Origin of the sequence: Kitasatospora gansuensis, from assembly GCF_014203705.1 — a bacterium.
Taxonomy (GTDB): domain Bacteria; phylum Actinomycetota; class Actinomycetes; order Streptomycetales; family Streptomycetaceae; genus Kitasatospora; species Kitasatospora gansuensis.
Map to the genome: position 1 here is coordinate 2,795,811 of NZ_JACHJR010000001.1, position 18,721 is coordinate 2,814,531.

Sequence of the window (18,721 nt, forward strand, 5' to 3'; positions counted from 1 at the left end):
CCGGGACCGTCGCTGTTACTGACGTACGTTCAGGCGGCCTTGCGGCGGCCGGCCGCGAACAGCCGGACCTCGGCACGACGCTCGGCGTGCACGTCGAGCTCGCTCTTGGCGACCTCGAGCGCGCGCTCTGCGCGGGCGATGTCGATCTCGTCGGCCAGCTCGGCGATCTCCGCGAGCAGAGACAGCTTGTTGTCGGCGAACGAGATGAAGCCACCGTGCACGGCGGCCACGACGGTGCCACCGTCGGTGGTGCGGATGGTGACCGGACCGGTCTCCAGCACGCTCAGCACCGGGGTGTGACCCGGCATGATGCCGGTGTCACCGGAGGCCGTACGGGCGACAACGATGGTGGCCGCACCGGACCACACCTTGCGGTCGGCTGCGACCAGCTCGACGTGCAGCTCAGCCAACGTGGGCTCCTAGGCTCTTGCGACCGCCGAATGCCTCGGCGATTGCGGTAAGAATAACGGGCCCGCGCCCCCGGCATGAAACCAAGGACACGGAGATGACCGGGATCACAACGAATCCTCCGGTCTAGCCGTGAGGGGCGGCCCCCAGGGACGGGGACCACCCCTCACGGTCAGTCAGGCAGTCGAACGGGCCGGAATTACTTCTTGGCCAGCTCGGCGGCGTTGCGCTCGAGGTCCTCGATGCCACCGCACATGAAGAACGCCTGCTCCGGCGTCGCGTCGTACTTGCCGTCCGCGATCGCGTTGAAGGCCTCGATGGTCTCCGACAGCGGCACGGTCGAACCGTCGACACCGGTGAACTGCTTCGCCACGTAGGTGTTCTGCGAGAGGAAGCGCTCGATCCGACGTGCGCGGTGCACGGTGATCTTGTCGTCCTCGGACAGCTCGTCGATACCGAGGATCGCGATGATGTCCTGGAGGTCCTTGTACTTCTGCAGGATCCCCTTGACGCGGATGGCCGTGTCGTAGTGGTCCTGCGCGATGTAGCGCGGGTCCAGGATGCGGGACGTGGAGTCCAGCGGGTCGACGGCCGGGTAGATGCCCTTCTCGGAGATCGGACGGGAGAGAACCGTCGTCGCGTCGAGGTGGGCGAAGGTGGTGGCCGGCGCCGGGTCGGTCAGGTCGTCCGCGGGGACGTAGATCGCCTGCATCGAGGTGATCGAGTGACCGCGGGTCGAGGTGATGCGCTCCTGCAGGAGGCCCATCTCGTCGGCCAGGTTCGGCTGGTAACCCACCGCGGAGGGCATCCGGCCGAGCAGGGTCGACACCTCGGAACCGGCCTGGGTGAACCGGAAGATGTTGTCGATGAAGAGGAGCACGTCCTGCTTCTCGACGTCACGGAAGTACTCCGCCATGGTCAGCGCGGAGAGCGCGACCCGCAGACGGGTGCCCGGCGGCTCGTCCATCTGGCCGAAGACCAGCGCGGTCTTGTCCAGAACGCCCGAGTCGACCATCTCGTGGATGAGGTCGTTGCCCTCACGGGTGCGCTCGCCGACACCGGCGAAGACCGACACACCACCGAAGTTCTCGGCGACGCGGTAGATCATCTCCTGGATGAGGACGGTCTTACCGACACCGGCACCACCGAACAGACCGATCTTGCCACCGGTCACGTACGGGGTGAGCAGGTCGATGACCTTGATGCCGGTCTCGAACATCTCGGTCTTCGACTCGAGCTCGGAGAAGTTCGGGGCCTTGCGGTGGATGGGCCACCGGACCTCGACCTGCTTCTCGAACTCGGCCTTGTCGACGTTCAGCACCTCACCGAGGGCGTTGAAGACCTTGCCCTTGGTGATCTGGCCGACCGGGACGGAGATCGCCGAACCGGTGTCGGTGACGGTCGCGCCACGGACCAGGCCATCGGTCGGCTGCATCGAGATGCCGCGGATCAGGCCGTCGCCGAGGTGCTGCGCAACCTCGAGGGTCAGGGTCTTGATGCCGGTGCCGTCGGGGTTGTCCACCTCGACGTGCAGGGCGTTGTACATGCCGGGAATCGCGTCGACGGGGAACTCCACGTCGACGACCGGGCCGATGACCCGCGCGACGCGGCCCGTCGCCGTGGTCGGCTCAACTGTGGTGGTCATTCTCATTCGCTCCCGCGGCTAGCGTCGGCGAGCGCGTTGGCACCGCCGACGATCTCGCTGATTTCCTGGGTGATCTCGGCCTGACGGGCCGAGTTGGCAAGCCGCGTGAGCGACTTGATGAGCTCTCCCGCATTGTCGGTCGCGGACTTCATCGCGCGCCGGCGAGCGGCGTGCTCCGAAGCGGCCGACTGCAGCAGCGCGTTGTAGATCCGGCTCTCGACGTACCGCGGCAGCAGGGCGTCGAGGACGCCCTCGGCCGACGGCTCGAAGTCGTACAGCGGGAAGATCTCGGCCTTCGCCGGCTTGTCGTCGCTGAGCTGGACCTCGTCCAGCTTCAGCGGCAGCAGCCGGACGTCCACGGCGGTCTGAGTCAGCATCGACTCGAACTTGGTGGACACCAGGTGGAGCTCGTCCACCCCACCGGTCTCGGCGGTGAACGCCTCGATCAGATCGGCCGCGACCCGCTTGGCGTCCCCGTAGGTCGGCTTGTCGGAGAAGCCCGTCCACGATCCCGCGACCTCAAGGTTGCGGAAGTTGTAGTACGAGACGCTCTTCCGACCGACCAGGTAGGTCACCACGTCCTTGCCCTCGGCACGGAGCTTGGCGCTGAGCGCCACGCCCTGCTTGATGGCGTTGGTCGAGTAACCACCGGCGAGACCACGGTCCGCCGCGATCACCAGCACCGCGGCGCGCGAGGCGTCGGGGTTCTCGGTGGTCAGCGGGTGCTTGGCGTTGGACCGGGTGGCCACCGCCGTCACCGCGCGGGTGAGCTCATCGGCGTACGGAGTGGAGGCGGCCACCGCGCGCTGCGCCTTGACGATGCGCGACGCGGAGATCATCTCCATCGCCTTGGTGATCTTCTTCGTCGCGGTGACAGAGCGGATCCGGCGCTTGTAGACCCGAAGCTGTGCTCCCATGGGTCGTTACGTCCTTTCCCTCGCTACCGGACTCAGGCCTGCTCGCCGAGGAGCTTGCCGTCGGCGGTGGTGAAACCGAGCTTGAACGCCGCGATCGCCTCGGTGAGCGCGTCGATCGTGCCGTCCTCGAGCTTGCTGGTCTCGACGATGCCCGCGAGCAGGTCCTTCTTCGAGGTCCGCAGGTGGTCGAGGAACTCGCGCTCGAAGCGGCGGATGTCGGCGACCGGGACGTCGTCCAGCTTGCCCGTGGTGCCGGCCCAGATCGAGACGACCTGCTCCTCGACCGGGAACGGCTGGTACTGACCCTGCTTCAGCAGCTCGATCATGCGCGCACCGCGCTCCAGCTGGGCCTTGGAGGCCGGGTCCAGGTCGGAACCGAAGGCGGCGAACGCCTCCAGCTCGCGGTACTGGGCCAGGTCCAGACGCAGACGGCCGGCGACCGACTTCATCGCCTTGATCTGGGCCGAGCCACCGACGCGGGAGACCGAGATACCGACGTTCACGGCCGGGCGGATGCCGGCGTTGAACAGGTCGGACTCCAGGAAGATCTGGCCGTCGGTGATCGAGATGACGTTGGTCGGGATGTACGCCGACACGTCGTTGGCCTTGGTCTCGATGATCGGCAGACCGGTCATCGAGCCCGCGCCCAGCGCGTCGCCGAGCTTCGCGCAACGCTCCAGCAGACGGGAGTGCAGGTAGAAGACGTCACCCGGGTAGGCCTCGCGGCCCGGCGGACGACGGAGCAGCAGCGACACGGAGCGGTACGCCTCGGCCTGCTTCGACAGGTCGTCGAAGATGATGAGGACGTGCTTGCCGTCGTACATCCACTCCTGGCCGATGGCCGAACCGGTGTACGGGGCGAGGTACTTGAAGCCGGCCGGGTCCGAGGCGGGAGCAGCCACGATGGTGGTGTACTCCAGCGCGCCGGCCTCCTCCAGGGCGCCACGGACGGACGCGATGGTGGAGCCCTTCTGGCCCACGGCGACGTAGATGCAGCGGACCTGCTTCTTCGGGTCGCCCGAGTTCCAGTTGTCACGCTGGTTGATGATCGTGTCGATCGCCACCGCGGTCTTGCCGGTCTGGCGGTCGCCGATGATCAGCTGGCGCTGGCCGCGGCCGATCGGGGTCATCGCGTCGATGGCCTTGATGCCGGTCTGCATCGGCTCGTGCACCGACTTGCGGACCATGACACCCGGAGCCTGCAGCTCCAGCGCACGACGGCCGGAGGAGGCGATGTCGCCCAGGCCGTCGATCGGGTTGCCCAGCGGGTCCACGACACGGCCGAGGTAGCCCTCGCCGACCGGAACGGAGAGGACCTCGCCGGTGCGGTGCACCGTCTGACCCTCTTCGATGCCGCTGAACTCGCCGAGGACGACGACACCGATCTCGCGGGTGTCGAGGTTCAGCGCGAGGCCGAGGGTGCCGTCCTCGAACTTCAGCAGCTCGTTGGCCATGACCGAGGGAAGGCCCTCGACCTTGGCAATACCGTCCATGGCCTCGGTGACCGTACCGACCTCTTCACGCGAGGCGGCGTCCGGCTGGTACGACTGGACAAAGTCGGCCAGCGCGTCCCGGATCTCCTCCGGACGGATCGTAAGCTCCGCCATCAGGCTTCCCTGCTCTCCTAGTTTGCGATCCTCGGCCCGCCATTGAGGGCCGCAAGTATTCGACTCTCGGCCGGGTCATCCGAACCGGCCGTACGATTTGCCGGCTCCTGGGAGCCGGTTGTGCCAACTCCCGGCAGAGCCGGTGCCCGACCGAGGGTCGGATGGTGCTGGTGGGTCGTCAGCCTTCGAGGGCCTGGCGAGCGCCTTCGAGGCGGCTCGACACGGTGCCGTCGATGATCTCGTCACCGATCTGCACCCGGACACCACCCTGGACCGTGGGGTCCACGTCGATGTTCAGGTGCACCTGGCGGCCGTAGAGCCGGCCCAGCGCACTGCCCAGGCGGTCCTTCTGACCGTCCGACAGCGGAACGGCGGAGGTGACCAGGGCCACCACGCGGCCGCGCCGGGCAGCGGCGAGCTTGGAGTAGGACTCCAGGCCGTGCTCCAGGCTACGTCCACGCGGGTTGGTGACCAGGGTGCTGACCAGGCGGACGGTGCCCGCGTTGGCGCGGCCACCGAGCAGCTTCTTGATCAGCTCCGCCTTGGCGGCGGGGCCGGCCTTCGGCTCGGTGAGAGCGCTGCGCAGCTCGTTCGAGCCGCTGACGATCCGTCCGAAACGGAACAGCTCGTCCTCGACGTCGTCCAGCTGACCGGCCTTCTCGGCCGCGATGATCTCGGCGTACGCGGCGAGTTCCTCGACCGAGTCCGCGAAGTCACGGCCACCCGACCAGCGGGACCGGACCAGGCCGGAGACCAGGTCCACCGTCTCGCCGGAGACCTGACCGGCCAGCAGCGTGCCGACGAACGTGGCCTTGTCCTGACCGGACCGCGAGGGGTCGGTCAGCACCCGGCGCAGCGAGACCTCGCGGTCCAGCAGCGCCGTCACGGCGGTGAGTTCCCGGGCGAGCTTGGCGACGTCCACCGAGGTGTTGTCGGTCAGGCTCTCGAGGTTCTCCCGGCCGGCGGCCAGGGCCTCACGGCTGGCGCCGATCACTTGGACGCACCCTGGGCCGCAGAGGCCTTGGCCTCCAGGTCGTCCAGGAAGCGGTCGATCACGCCGCTCTGCCGGGCGGAGTCCTCGAGGGACTCGCCGACAATGCGGGAGGCGAGCTGCGAGGCGAGCGAACCGACGTCCTGACGCAGGACGGCAGTCGCCTGCTTCTTGTCGGCCTCGATCTGCGCGTGACCGGCGGCGACGATGGCCTCGCGCTGACGCTGGCCCTCCTCGCGCATCTCGGCGATCAGGGCAGCGCCCTGCTCACGAGCCTGCTCGTTGATACGAGCGGCCTCGTGACGCGCCTCGGAGAGCTCGGCACGGTACTGCTCAAGCAGGGCCTGGGCCTCGGCCTGAGCGGCTTCCGCACGCTCCATGCCGCCCTCGATCGCGTCCCGGCGTTCCGCCAGCACGTTCTCGATGCTGGGCAGGAGCTTCTTGCCGAGGATGCCGAAGACGATGAAGAAGCAGAGCAGGCCGATGACGATCTCGGGCCACGCGGGCAGAAGGGGGTTCATCTTCTCCCCCTCCTCCGCGAGGAGGAGAGCCACGGAGGCGCTCATATCTGAACCTTTCGTCGAAAGGGGCTACGACAGGTAATTGCGGTGAATTACTTGCCGGTGCCGAAGACGAACGGCATGACGATGCCGATGAGGGCGAGCGCCTCAGTCAGCGCGAAGCCGATGAACATGTTGGAACGGATCAGGCCGGCAGCCTCGGGCTGGCGGGCCATGGCCTGGACACCGTTGCCGAAGATGAGACCAACACCGATGCCGGGGCCGATCGCGGCGAGACCGTAACCGACGGAGGCGATGGAACCGACGACCTCAGCGAGCTGTGCCATTTCAGCTTGTCCTTTTCAGGGGTGTGAACCGGCGGTGGTTGGCCACCGGGAGTACTGGGGGATCTGGCGGGTACTACAGCGGGTCAGTGCGCTTCTTCGAGCGCACCGGCGATGTAGCTGCTGGCCAGCATCACGAAGATGTAGGCCTGCAGGAACTGGACCAGCAGCTCGAAGGCGGTCAGGCCGAGGGTCACCACGAAGGAGACCGAGCCGTACAGCGCGCCGATGCTCGGGCTGAGCAGGTACCAGGAAGCGATGGAGAACATCACGATCAGCAGGTGGCCCGCGAACATGTTCGCGAAGGCTCGGACCGCGAGCGTGAACGGGCGCACGAAGATGTTCGAGAAGAACTCGATCGGCACCAGGATGAACATGACCCAGCCGGGGATGCCCGACGGCCAGCAGAGGTTCTTCAGACCACCGACGAAGCCGTGGTTCTTGAAGGTCAGGAACATGTAGGTGAACCAGACCACTGCCGCGAGGCCGGCCGGGAACGCGATCGCCGCCATCACAGGGAACTGTGCGAACGGAATGATCGACATGATGTTCATGATCCAGATGAAGAAGAACATCGAGACCAGCATCGGGACGTACTTCTCGCCCTTTTTGCCGATCGTCTCCAGCACGATGGACCGCTTGACGAAGTCGTAGCCGATCTCACCGACCAGCTGCAGCTTGCCGGGAAGCAGCTTCGGCTTCGAGAAGGCCGCCCAGAAGAAGGCCACCACCAGGAAGGCGCAGAGGAACGCCAGCAGCATCGGCTTGTTGAACTCGATGCTGCCGATGGTGAAGATCGGCTTGAACTCGAACTCGTTCAGGCCAGGGGCGGGGAAGCCGCAGCCGGAGGGGGACAGGTGGCACCCGGCCTCAGAGGCGAGCTGCGTTACGTCAGCACCCACCACAGACTCCTTCGTCATGACGCATGGTTACGGCAACCTCGGTGTGTCGGCGCGGCCTGCGGCCACGGTGCGGCACTGGAACTTGTTGGGTATCTCGCCGACCCTGCGCGGCGTCGTCCGACGCCGCGGGATCCTTGAAGACTCGGTGAGTGCGGGGGGCGATCCGTCCGCCGTGCGGAGAGACCTGGCCACGTCCCGTACTCGTTCGTCGCGACGGACGATAGCAGTCCGTCAGGACGGCATAAACACCGCCCCCCTCGTGCGAGGGACAGCCGGCGCCGGTCACGGCTTGCTGTCCTTCTGGTCCGAGGAGTCGTTCTGCACGTAGTACAGCTTGGCCTTCATGCCCGCGCGGACCTGGAATCCGGTCCAGATCAGAACGCAGCCGAGCAGCGTGAAGGCGAACGCCTTGGTGTTGAAGAGTGAGGTGTCCTTGAACACCGCGAGCACGATGCCCACCAGCAGGATCTGGGTGGTGTAGACCAGCAGTGCGCCGGCCATCAGCATGTGCGGGTTGTTCCTGGTCAGCCGGTCGAGCGCGATCTGACCGAAGATGAAGAAGGCCAGCACCAGCAGCGTCGCAGCGAGAGCACCGATCAGGCCCTTCGTCCCCACGACGGCGGTGGAGATCGCAGTGGCGACAACTCCGGCGACCGCAGTGGAGATTGCGGCGCCGCGGAACGGGATCCGGGCGTCGTGGGACGGCATGTCGGCAGCTCCGGCGGCATGTCGAGAAACGGGGGGACGGCGCTTGGGACGCGGTGATGGCACCGCACCGAGGACGTCCGCCGTGGGCAGGCCACTCGACGGCGAGCCCGTCGAGGGAGACCGACCGGGGACGGAAGTCCTCCACCTGTCAGGTCTTTCGGCGTGTTCTCGGTACTCGTGAACGGTATCACAAACTATTTGATTAGAGCTTTACCATCCAGGTGTGGCACCTGTCACACCGACGGCCCAACCGTGCCGCCGTACGGGTGAAGGGAGTTGACGGCCAGTCAGCCGCGCTGCTCGCCCCGGCCGCCGACCGCAGTGGCCCCGGTGCCGAGCCGGCCGAGCAGCTCCTTGTCGTCGGCCGAGAGCTCCGCCATCGCCGGTGCCCCGGCGGTCACCTCGACCGGAGCTGCGGTCTCCTTGCGGTAGCGCGGCGGCACGAAGGCCTGCACCGCACGGGGGGCGCGCGGGCGGAACCGCGGCATCATCAGCACCACGATGCCGAGCAGGCAGAGCCCGGCCAGGCCGAGCACCAGCGCCCGGCCCCGGCCCGGCACCGAGAAGGCCACCGTGCCGAAGGCGATCAGCGCGGCCCAGAAGTACATGATCAGCACGGCCCGGCTGTGCGAGTGCCCGACCTCCAACAGCCGGTGGTGCAGGTGCTGCTTGTCCGCCGCGAACGGCGACTTGCCCGCCCAGGTCCGGCGGACCACCGCGAGCAGCAGGTCGGCCAGCGGCAGCGCGATCACGGTCAGCGGCAGCAGCAGCGGGATGTAGATCGGCACCAACTCGTGCACGGTGGCGGTCTGCGACAGGGTCTGAGCGGTGATCAGGTCCGGGTCCACCCGGCCGGTGATCGAGATCGCGGAGACCGCGAGCATCAGACCGAGCATCATCGAGCCCGAGTCGCCCATGAAGATCCGGGCCGGGTGCAGGTTGTGCGGCAGGAAGCCCAGGCACATCCCGATCAGCACCGCGCTGAACAGCACGGCGGGGGCCGCGTCGTTGATGCCGTAGCCGTACCAGAGCCGGTACGAGTACAGGAAGAACGCCATCGCGGCGATGCAGACCATGCCGCCGGCCAGCCCGTCCAGGCCGTCGATGAAGTTCACCGCGTTGACCATGACGACCACCAGGGTGACCGAGATGACCATGCCCATGGTCGGGGTGACCGAGACCGGGCCGACGCCGGGCACCGGGATCGAGATCACCGTGACGCCCTGCCAGACCATCACACCGGCGGCGATCATCTGCCCGCCGAGTTTCACCAGGGCGTCCACGCCCCACTTGTCGTCCAGCACGCCGAGCAGCCACATGATCCCGGCCCCGGCCAGCAGGGCCCGGATGTCCGCGCTCTGGATGAACAGGTTGCCCAGGTGGGTCAGCTGCGAGGCGACCATCAGACCGGCGCACAGACCGCCGAACATCGCGATCCCACCCAGCCGGGGCGTCGGCTCCCGGTGCACGTCCCGGGCCCGGACCGGCGGCATCGCGCCGGCCACGATCGCGAACTTCCGGACCGGCCCGGTCAACAGGTAGGTGACCGCCGCCGTCACGAACAGGACCAGCAGATACTCACGCACCACTGACCTCCTGCGTGACGGTCCGACGGATGGGTACCGAAGGTACCCCCGTGATTGCCCGGGATTCGAGGTGCGTCGCCACGGAGCACACCTTATTGAGTCGGACGCGCCGCGTGTGCATCGCGGTTCGCCTTCCCGGGTGTTCCGGACCGTCAGTTTTCGCCGAGCGCGGCCGCCAGCTCCCTGACCCGGGCCCCGATCTCGGCCCCCGGACCCCCTCTGAGCAGGCGTCCGATCAGTTCACCGAGCTCCGCCATCCCCTCGACGGCCATCCCCTGGGCCGCCACCGCACCTGTGCCCAAACGGATACCCGAGGTCTCGGCGGGCGGGGCCGGATCGTACGGGAGTGCGCACTTGCCGAGCATCAGTCCGGCCGCCGCGCAGCGACGCTCGGCCTCGAGCCCGGTCAGCCCGAGCGCCCCGACGTCCGCCGTCACCAGTTGGGTGTCGGTGCCGCCGGTCAGCGGGGGCGCGCCCGCCCCGTCGAGCGCCCCGGCCAGGGAGCGTGCACCGTCCACCGCGCGCTGGAGGTACGCGCCGAACTCCGGCGTACCCGCCTGCGCGAACGCCACCGCCTTCCCCGCCACCTCGTTCATCGCCGCCCCGCCCTGGCTGAACGGGAACACCGCCCGGTCCACCCGCCCCGCCAGCTGCTCCGAACAGAGCAGCAGCCCGCCCCGCGGCCCGCGCAGCAGCTTGTGGGTGGCCGCCACCGTGACGTCCGCGTACGGCACCGGGCTCGGCGCCAGGCCCGCCGCGACCAGCCCGGTGGTCTGCGCCGTGTCCGCGATCAGATAGGCGTCCACCTCGTCGGCGATCTCCCGGAAGGCGGCCCAGTCCAGGTGCCTGGGGTAGGAGATCCCGCCCGCGACGATCGCCTTCGGCCGGTGCAGCCTGGCCAGTTCGCGGACCTGGTCGTAGTCGAGCAGGTGGTCCTGCTCGCGCACCCCGTAGCCGATGAAGTCGAACCACCGGCCGGAGAAGTTCGCCCGCGAGCCGCAGCTCAGGTGACCGCCGTGCTCCAGCGACATCGCCAGCACCAGGTCACCCGGCCGCAGCAGCGCCGCGTACGCCGCCAGCATCGCCGAAGTCCCGGACCGGGGCTGGACGTTGGCGTGTTCGGCGGCGAACAACCGCTTCGCCCGGTCGACCGCGAGCAGCTCGGCGGCATCCGCCAGGGCGCAGCCGCTGTGGTGCCGGTGCCCCGGGTAGCCCTCGGCGTACTTGTCCACCAGCGGGCCGCTCAGCGCGGCCAGCACCGCCGGGCTGGTGACGTTCTCCCCCGCCAGCAGCTGGAGGCTCTCGGCGCGGCGGCCGGCCTCGGCGGAGAGCAGGTCGGCGAGTTGCGGATCCGCCTCCCGCAGCACGGCGGGGGCGGTCCAGGAGAGCTGCACATCATGGGTGACGGTCATGGCAAAGCTCCCGGGCAGCGGACATTTCGGGCGGCATCACCCAGCGTAGGCCGCACCCTGCCCGACGGCCCGTCAACGCACACCACGTTGCCCCATCAGGGGGCTCGGGGCTCTAGTTACCGCCGCGCACACCCGTCAGGGCCGTCACCACGGGGTCGAGGGCGTCGAATATCTCCTCGCCGCAGTTGCGGAACATGCCGATCGGGGCGCCGTACGGGTCGTCCACCTCGTCGGACTCCGGGGTCGCGGCGAGCAGCCAGCCGCGCAGCGCGGCGGCCGCCCGGACCAGCGCGCGGGCCCGCTCGGTGACCTCGGCGCCGCCCCGCGGGTCGGGCAGGGTGGAGGGGTCGATCCGCCGGACCAGCCGGGTGAACTCCTTGAGCGTGAAGGTCCGCAGGCCGGCCGCGTGGCCCATCGAGATGACCTGCGCCCGGTGGTCGAGCGTCGCGGTGAGCACCAGGTCGGCGTCGATCACGTGCTCGTCGAGCAGCTCGCGCCCGGCGAAGCCGTCCGCGCCGACGCCGTACTCACCGAGCACGGTGGCCGCGTGCGCCTCCATCGGGGCGCCCTCGTGGCCCCAGGTGCCGGCGCTCTCCACCACGATCCGGCCGGCGAAGTCCGCCAGCCGGGTGTCCAGCTCGTGCCGGGTCAGCCGCTCCGCGATCGGCGACCGGCAGACGTTGCCGGTGCAGACGAAGAGGATGCGGAACGAGTCGAGCGGCCGGGGCGAGACCGTGACGTACCCAGGTATGCCGAGGCCGGAGGAGGCGCCGTGCAGCGAGGCCGCTGTCAACTGCCGGCCTCCAGGTCCGGTACGACCTCCCTCAGCTGCTCGGCGCTGATCGCGCCGGCCCGCAGCAGGACCGGGACCTTGCCCGTGACGTCGACGATGGACGAGGCCATCCCGAAGTCGGCGTTGCCGCCGTCCAGGTAGACCGAGACCGAGTCGCCGAGCTGGGAGAAGGCGTCGTCGCAGGTGGACGGCGAGGGCCCGCCGGTGCGGTTGGCGCTGGAGACCGCCATCGGGCCGACGTTGTTGAGCAGTTCGAGCGCGACGGGGTGCAGCGGCATCCGGACCGCGACGGTGCCCCGAGTGTCGCCGAGGTCCCAGCGCAGCGACGGCTGGTGCTTGGCGACCAGGGTCAGCCCGCCCGGCCAGAACGCGTCCACCAGCTCCCAGGCCTGCTCGGAGAAGTCGGTGACCAGCCCGTGCAGCGTGGTGGGCGAGCCGACCAGCACCGGGGAGGGCATGTTGCGGCCACGGCCCTTGGCGTCCAGCAGGGCGCCGACCGCCTCGGGGCTGAACGCGTCCGCACCGATCCCGTACAGGGTGTCGGTCGGCAGTACGACCAGCTCGCCCCGGCGGATCGCCGAGGCGGCCTCGCGCAGCCCGGTCTCACGGTCGCCTGCGTCGGCGCAGTCGTAGCGGCGGCTCATCGGTGCGGTCCCCTCTCGCAAAACTGACTGGTCATCACGGACGCGTTCACAGCGAAGCCTTCCGCGCGGTGGTGCTGTGCTTGACGTTCACAACGACGCCCTTCGGGCTGTTGTGAAGCGCGGCCGGTTGTTCAGGTCCCGGTGGTCGGCGGCGTCCGTCCAGCCGCTCTCCTCGCGGAACACCCACGGCACCTGCCCGCCCTGGGTGTCGGCGTGCTCGATCACGACCACTCCCCCGGGCCGGAGCAGCCGGGCGGCGACCCGCTCGATGCCGCGGATCGCGTCCAGGCCGTCCTCGCCGGAGAACAGCGACATCTGCGGGTCGTGGTCGCGGGCCTCGGGTGCGACGTACTCCCACTCGGTGAGCGGGATGTACGGCGGGTTGCTGATCACCAGGTCGAAGCGGCCGTCCCAGGAGCGGTCGTCCTCGAAGGCCCGGGTGGCGTCGCCCGCGTGCAGGGTGACCCGGGCCCGGTCGGTGCTGGCGGCGATGTTGCGCCGGGTGTACTTCATCGCGCCCTCGTCCAGCTCGAAGGCGTGCACGGTGGACCGCGGCAGCTCCTGGGCCAGCGCCAGCGCGATCGCGCCGGAGCCGGTGCACAGGTCGACCACCAGCGGCTCGGCGACGTCCATGTCCCGGACGGCGTCTATGGCCCACTCGACCACCGACTCGGTCTCCGGGCGGGGCACGAAGACGCCCGGGCCGACCTCCAGCTCCAGATAGCGGAAGAAGGCCCGGCCGGTGATGTGCTGCAGTGGCTCGCGCGCCTCGCGCCGGGAGATGGCCTCCCAGTACCGGGCGTCGAAGTCGCTGTCCTTCACCGTGTGCAGCTGGCTGCGCTTGACGTTGTGGACGTGTGCGGCGAGTTCCTCCGCGTCGAAGCGCGGCGACGGCACCCCGGCCGCGGCCAACCGCTGGGTGGCCTGGGCCACCTCGGCGAGCAGCAGGTTCATCCGTACACCCCTTGTCCGGGTCAGTTCTCCTGGGCGGCGGCGGCCAGCTTGGCCGCCGCGTCGGCGTCCACGCAGGACTGGATCACCGCGTTGAGCTCGCCGTCCAGCACCTGGTCCAGGTTGTACGACTTGAACCCGGTGCGGTGGTCCGAGATGCGGTTCTCCGGGAAGTTGTACGTCCGGATGCGCTCGGAGCGGTCCACGGTGCGGACCTGGCTGCGCCGGGCGTCCGAGGCCTCCAGGTCGGCCGCCTCCTGCGCGGCGGCGAGCAGCCGCGAACGCAGGATGCGCATCGCCTGCTCCTTGTTCTGGAGCTGGCTCTTCTCGTTCTGGCAGGACGCCACGATACCGGTCGGCAGGTGGGTGATCCGGACCGCCGAGTCGGTGGTGTTGACGGACTGCCCGCCCGGGCCCGAGGAGCGGTAGACGTCGATCCGCAGCTCGTTGGCGACGATCTCGACCTCGACCTCCTCGGCCTCCGGCGTGACCAGCACGCCGGCCGCCGAGGTGTGGATCCGGCCCTGCGACTCGGTCGCCGGGACGCGCTGCACGCGGTGCACGCCGCCCTCGTACTTGAGCCGGGCCCAGACGCCGAGGCCGGGCTCGGGGGTGCCCTTGGTCTTCACGGCGACCGAGACGTCCTTGTAGCCGCCGAGGTCGGACTCGTTGGCGTCGATGATCTCGGTCTTCCAGCCCACCCGCTCGGCGAAGCGCAGGTACATCCGGAGCAGGTCACCGGCGAACAGGGCCGACTCCTCGCCGCCCTCACCCGCCTTGACCTCCAGGATGACGTCCTTCTCGTCGTTGGGGTCACGCGGCACCAGCAGGATCCGCAGCTCCTCGGTCAGCTCGTCGCGACGGGCCTCCGAGGACTTCATCTCGGCGATGAAGTCCGAGTCCTCGAGCGCGAGTTCACGAGCCGCCTCGATGTCCTCACCGGCCTGCTTCCAGGCCCGGTAGGTACGGGTGATCGGGGTCAGCTCGGCATAGCGCTTGGAGAGCTTGCGAGCGTTCGCCTGGTCGGCGTGGACCGAGGGGTCGGCCAGCCTCGTCTCGAGGGCGGCGTGCTCGGTGAGGAGCTCTTCGACTGCCTCGAACATCGGGTGGGCCTACTTCCGCTGAGAAGAACTGAGTGGGGGGAGACGCGAACGGCGCCGGTCCGTACGCACCCACGAGTACATGGGTACGCCCGAACCGGCGCCGTACGGACGCTAGTCCTGCTTCGCGGAGAGCTTCTTGCCGAAGCGGGCCTCGAAGCGGGCGACGCGGCCACCGGTGTCCAGGATCTTCTGCTTGCCGGTGTAGAACGGGTGGCACTGCGAGCAGACCTCGGCGCGAATGACGCCACTGGTCTCGGTCGAGCGAGTCTGGAACTCGGCGCCGCAGGTGCAGGTCACGTTGGTGACCACGTACTCGGGGTGAACGTTGGGCTTCAAGGGGTTCTCCTAGTGATCGGGAGGGCACCGGGTCGGCAGCTGACAGCCGCACGTGAACCGGGACCGACGGACCAGTCTGCCAGGACTGACCGCTTCTTCCCAAACCGAGCGCGACCCCCAGGTATTCCGGCTACCGGTGGGTGGCCCCCGCCGCCCCGCTCCTGGTGGATCCCGCCTTCGCCGACGGCGTCGCCTCGGCCGGATTGGCGGGCTGGCTGCTGAGCACCGACTCGGGCACCGCCCGGTCGGCGGCCAGCGCCTGCCACAGCTCGGCGGCCCGGGGTTCGGCCGGGATCACCCGGTTCGGGTCGCTCGGGGCGGTGACCACCGGCAGGGTGACCATGTCGAGGTTCTCCGGGCCGATCGGCTTGAGGGTGTCGGCGAGCCCGGCCAGGGCGCTCACCGAGGCCAGCTCGGAGTCGGTGGTGACGCTCTTGGTCAGCTTGTCCGCCACCGACCAGAGCTTGGCCGGGTTGGAGGTCAGCCCCATGCCCTTGATCTGCGTCAGGATCGACTTGACCATCTGCTTCTGCAGCTCGATCCGGCCCAGGTCGCTGCCGTCGCCGACGCCGTGCCTGGTCCGGACGAAGGCCAGCGCCTGGTCGCCGTTCAACTGGTGCGTGCCGGCTGCCAGGTGGAGCCCGCTGTCCTTGTCGTCGATGGCCACCGTGGTGGTCACGGTGACCCCGCCGATGGAGTTCACCAGGTCCGCGAAGCCGGCGAAGTCGATCTCGACGTAGTGGTCCATCCGCAGCCCGGTGAGCTGCTCGGTGGTCTTCACCGCACAGGCCGGGCCGCCGACCTCGTACGCGGTGTTGAACATCACGCTCTTCGCGGCGGGCACCGCCTTGCCGGTGCCTACGGCGCTGCAGGCGGGCCGGGCGACCAGGGTGTCCCGGGGTATCGAGACCACGTCGGCCCGGGTGTGGGCCTGGTTGACGTGCACCACCATCGCGGTGTCCGAGCGGGCCGTGCCGTCGGTCTCGCCGCCCGCCAGGTCGCCGTTCTTGCCGTTGCGCGAGTCCGAGCCGAGCACCAGCACGTTGAACGAGCCGTTGGTCGAGGCGGGCGGCCTGGCGGTGCCCAGCTGGGCGTTGATGTCGACGCTCTTGATGTTCCCGTTGAGCTTCCAGTACGCGTACCCGGCCGCGCCGCCGCCGATCACCAGCAGCCCGGCCACCGTGCACGCGATGGTCCTGCGCAGGCGGACCCGCCGGCTCAGGGTCTTGCGTCGGTGTTCGGCCATAGCGTCTCGTCCTCAGCTCTCTGGGGGCTTGGTCGGTATGACCTTCATTCTGAGCATAAGGGAATCAGATACCGATAAGTCCGTTTCTTAAGTCGTGCTTGGAAGACGCGAAAGCCCCGGACCGCGGTTGCGGTCCGGGGCTTCGAGTCCTGCCGGGAGGTCAGTCCTGGCCGGGGGTGTTCTTGGCGATCACCATCAGGAACTCGGCGTTGCTCTTGGTCTGCTTCATCTTGTCCAGCAGCAGCTCGATCGCCTGCTGCGAGTCGAGCGCGTGCAGCACCCGGCGGAGCTTCCAGGTGATGGCCAACTCCTCGCTGCCCAGCAGGATCTCCTCCTTGCGGGTGCTCGAGGCGTCGACGTCGACGGCCGGGAAGATCCGCTTGTCGGAGAGCTTGCGGTCGAGCTTGAGCTCCATGTTGCCGGTGCCCTTGAACTCCTCGAAGACCACCTCGTCGGCCCGCGAGCCGGTCTCCACCAGCGCGGTGGCGAGGATGGTCAGCGAGCCGCCGTTCTCGATGTTGCGCGCGGCGCCGAAGAACTTCTTCGGCGGGTAGAGCGCGGTCGAGTCGACACCACCGGACAGGATGCGGCCGGAGGCCGGCGCCGCCAGGTTGTAGGCGCGGCCCAGGCGGGTGATCGAGTCCAGCAGGATGACCACGTCGTGGCCCAGCTCGACCAGGCGCTTGGCGCGCTCGATGGCCAGCTCGGCGACGACCGTGTGGTCCTCGGCCGGGCGGTCGAAGGTCGAGGAGATGACCTCGCCCTTGACCGACCGCTGCATGTCGGTGACCTCTTCCGGACGCTCGTCGACCAGGACGACCATCAGGTGGCACTCGGGGTTGTTGTGGGTGATCGCGTTGGCGATCGCCTGCATGATCATCGTCTTGCCGGTCTTCGGCGGGGCGACGATCAGACCACGCTGACCCTTACCGATCGGCGACACCAGGTCGATGATGCGGGTGGTCAGGATGCCCGGGTCGGTCTCGAGCCGCAGACGCTCCTGCGGGTAGAGCGGGGTCAGCTTGCCGAACTCGGGGCGGTTGCGGCCGCTCTCCGGGTCCATGCCGTTGACGGAGTCCAGCCGCACCATGGCGTTGAACTTCTCGCGGCGCTCGCCGTCCTTGGGCTGGCGCACCGCACCGGTGATCGCGTCACCCTTGCGCAGGCCGTTCTTGCGGACCTGGGCCAGCGAGACGTAGACGTCGTTCGAACCCGGCAGGTAGCCGGAGGTCCGGACGAAGGCGTAGTTGTCGAGGATGTCCAGGATGCCCGCGACCGGGATCAGCACATCGTCGTCGTTGACCTGCACCTCGGCGGGGCCGGCCTCGAAGCGCTCGCCCCGGGTGCCACGGCCCCGGCGGTCGCGGTAGCGACCCCGACGGCCACGGCGGCCGTCGCCGAACTCGTCGTCGTCGTAGCCGCCGACCGGCTGCTGCTGCTGGCCGCCGCTCTGCTGACGGTTCTGCTGCGGGGCGCTCTCCTGCTGGGTCTGCTGACCCTGCTGGCGCTCGCCGCGCTCCGGACGGTCGGTGCGGTCGCGGCGGTTGCGACGGTCCCGGCGGGACTCGCGGCTGTCGCCGTCCTGCCCGGCCTGGCTCTCGGTGGTCTCGGTGCGCTCGCCGCCCTCGCGGCGGTCGCGCCGGTCCCGGCGGTCCCGGCGGGTCTCGGTCCGGCCGTCGGCGTCCAGCGTGCGGGCGTCGGCACGGGCCTCGGCGACCACGGTGCCGGTCGACTCGGCGGCGGCCGCGGCAGCGGCCTCGGCGGTCGGCGCACCGGCGGCCGAGGTGGCCCGCCGGCGGGTGCGCTCGGCACGGGCCGGGGCGGCGGTCTCGGCGGCGGCCTGGACCGGGATCTCGATCTGGGCCTGCGGCTCGGCGGCCGGGGCGGCCGCGGTGGCGGCGGCCTTGGTCCGGCGGGCAGCCCGCGGCGGAGCCGCATCGTGTCCCTGCTCTTCGGCCACGGGAGCCGCGGGGGCCTCGGCGGCGGCCGGAGCCGCGGCCTTGGTGGCCCGCTTGGCGGGAGCGGCCGGGGCGGCGGCGCCGGCCAGCAGCGGGTCACCGCCGCTCTTCTCCTTGATGGCGTCAATCAGCTGGCTCTTGCGAAGGCGTCCGGTACCGCTGATCCCGAGGGTCGAGGCGAGCTTCTGCAGCTCGGCCAGGACCAGGCCGTCGAGGCCGGCGGCAGCGGTACGGCGGCGCTTGGCCGGAGCCGCCGGGGCGGCGGTGTCTGACGCGTCGGCGTCGGGGCGCGCGCCCATCAGATCGGTGGAGTCGCTCACTAAGGGTCCTTCCCTGGAGCGGACGTCGGCCTGTCTGGCTCGGCGACCGGTTGTGCTGTCCTGACCAACGCTTGACTGCGTCGGTCCGAGGCGGTGATCCCCCGAATGGCGCTGCCAGTCGGGGAAGAGCTGCGATGTGCACGGTGGTGCGATGTGGCGCGGATCGGTCTCGTGCCGACCCCGCTGCCTGCGATACCCGGGCCCCCGTCGCGTGACGGTGACCGGGCCCCATCCGGGCGTGCCTCTATGTGGGAGGCCGCGGGAGGGAGTCAGGTGCCGTCACGGCTTCGGGAAACGGCCGCCTTTGCGCAGGCAGGCTGCGTACGCGCTGCGGAGGGCTCCCGGAGAAT

18 protein-coding genes are annotated in these 18,721 nt (G+C 69.4%); all 18 read right to left on the reverse strand.

All coding sequences use genetic code 11. From position 1 onward, the window contains the following. Nucleotides 1–29: 29 nt before the first annotated feature. Nucleotides 30–410 carry a F0F1 ATP synthase subunit epsilon gene (locus F4556_RS12270; RefSeq protein WP_184914257.1) on the reverse strand — a complete coding sequence of 127 codons (381 nt, stop codon included), beginning with the start codon at nt 408–410 and terminating at the stop codon, nt 30–32. A gap of 197 nt (nt 411–607) precedes the next feature. After that, nucleotides 608–2,053, reverse strand: a complete 1,446-nt coding sequence (gene atpD, locus F4556_RS12275; protein WP_184914259.1) for a F0F1 ATP synthase subunit beta — start codon at nt 2,051–2,053, stop codon at nt 608–610. A 2-nt stretch (nt 2,054–2,055) separates the two neighbouring features. After that, nucleotides 2,056–2,970: a F0F1 ATP synthase subunit gamma gene (locus tag F4556_RS12280; RefSeq protein ID WP_184914261.1), complete on the reverse strand. Its 915-nt coding sequence runs from the start codon at nt 2,968–2,970 to the stop codon at nt 2,056–2,058. 32 nt (nt 2,971–3,002) lie between these two features. Further along, the gene (atpA, locus tag F4556_RS12285; protein WP_184914263.1) at nt 3,003–4,577 is read right to left on the reverse strand and encodes a F0F1 ATP synthase subunit alpha; all 1,575 of its coding nucleotides are present in this window, start codon (nt 4,575–4,577) and stop codon (nt 3,003–3,005) included. Between the two features lie 178 nt (nt 4,578–4,755). After that, nucleotides 4,756–5,571 (reverse strand): F0F1 ATP synthase subunit delta, encoded by an 816-nt coding sequence (locus tag F4556_RS12290; protein WP_184914265.1) that lies wholly within the window; start codon nt 5,569–5,571, stop codon nt 4,756–4,758. Further along, complete coding sequence (locus tag F4556_RS12295) at nt 5,568–6,134, reverse strand: F0F1 ATP synthase subunit B (protein ID WP_184914267.1); 567 nt, start codon at nt 6,132–6,134, stop codon at nt 5,568–5,570. The genes F4556_RS12290 and F4556_RS12295 overlap by 4 nt, the downstream gene beginning before the upstream one ends. 47 nt (nt 6,135–6,181) lie before the next feature. Then, nucleotides 6,182–6,415, reverse strand: a complete 234-nt coding sequence (gene atpE / locus F4556_RS12300; protein ID WP_184914269.1) for an ATP synthase F0 subunit C — start codon at nt 6,413–6,415, stop codon at nt 6,182–6,184. Between the two features lie 83 nt (nt 6,416–6,498). Continuing rightward, nucleotides 6,499–7,332, reverse strand: a complete 834-nt coding sequence (gene atpB, locus F4556_RS12305) for a F0F1 ATP synthase subunit A (protein WP_184914270.1) — start codon at nt 7,330–7,332, stop codon at nt 6,499–6,501. A 264-nt stretch (nt 7,333–7,596) separates the two neighbouring features. Further along, a complete protein-coding gene (locus F4556_RS12310; RefSeq protein WP_184914272.1) occupies nt 7,597–8,022 on the reverse strand; it encodes a Cg1360 family ATP-synthase-associated protein in 426 nt (141 codons plus the stop codon). Nucleotides 8,023–8,309: 287 nt separating this feature from the next. Then, nucleotides 8,310–9,608 carry an MraY family glycosyltransferase gene (locus F4556_RS12315; RefSeq protein WP_184914274.1) on the reverse strand — a complete coding sequence of 433 codons (1,299 nt, stop codon included), beginning with the start codon at nt 9,606–9,608 and terminating at the stop codon, nt 8,310–8,312. A 152-nt stretch (nt 9,609–9,760) separates the two neighbouring features. After that, nucleotides 9,761–11,020, reverse strand: a complete 1,260-nt coding sequence (glyA, locus tag F4556_RS12320) for a serine hydroxymethyltransferase (protein WP_184914276.1) — start codon at nt 11,018–11,020, stop codon at nt 9,761–9,763. A gap of 112 nt (nt 11,021–11,132) precedes the next feature. Further along, nucleotides 11,133–11,771, reverse strand: a complete 639-nt coding sequence (locus F4556_RS12325) for an arsenate reductase/protein-tyrosine-phosphatase family protein (protein WP_184924532.1) — start codon at nt 11,769–11,771, stop codon at nt 11,133–11,135. 38 nt (nt 11,772–11,809) lie between these two features. Beyond that, entirely contained in the window at nt 11,810–12,457 is a 648-nt protein-coding gene (locus F4556_RS12330; RefSeq protein WP_184914278.1) for an L-threonylcarbamoyladenylate synthase, read from the reverse strand. Between the two features lie 87 nt (nt 12,458–12,544). Continuing rightward, nucleotides 12,545–13,411: a peptide chain release factor N(5)-glutamine methyltransferase gene (prmC, locus tag F4556_RS12335; protein WP_184914280.1), complete on the reverse strand. Its 867-nt coding sequence runs from the start codon at nt 13,409–13,411 to the stop codon at nt 12,545–12,547. Nucleotides 13,412–13,431: 20 nt separating this feature from the next. Further along, nucleotides 13,432–14,511, reverse strand: coding sequence for a peptide chain release factor 1 (gene prfA, locus F4556_RS12340; protein ID WP_184914282.1), 1,080 nt, complete (start codon nt 14,509–14,511; stop codon nt 13,432–13,434). A 111-nt stretch (nt 14,512–14,622) separates the two neighbouring features. Further along, complete coding sequence (gene rpmE, locus F4556_RS12345; protein WP_057226879.1) at nt 14,623–14,847, reverse strand: 50S ribosomal protein L31; 225 nt, start codon at nt 14,845–14,847, stop codon at nt 14,623–14,625. 130 nt (nt 14,848–14,977) lie between these two features. After that, nucleotides 14,978–16,093: an LCP family protein gene (locus tag F4556_RS12350; protein WP_184914284.1), complete on the reverse strand. Its 1,116-nt coding sequence runs from the start codon at nt 16,091–16,093 to the stop codon at nt 14,978–14,980. Nucleotides 16,094–16,253: 160 nt separating this feature from the next. Further along, nucleotides 16,254–18,371, reverse strand: coding sequence for a transcription termination factor Rho (gene rho / locus F4556_RS12355; RefSeq protein ID WP_184914286.1), 2,118 nt, complete (start codon nt 18,369–18,371; stop codon nt 16,254–16,256). Nucleotides 18,372–18,721: the final 350 nt, after the last annotated feature.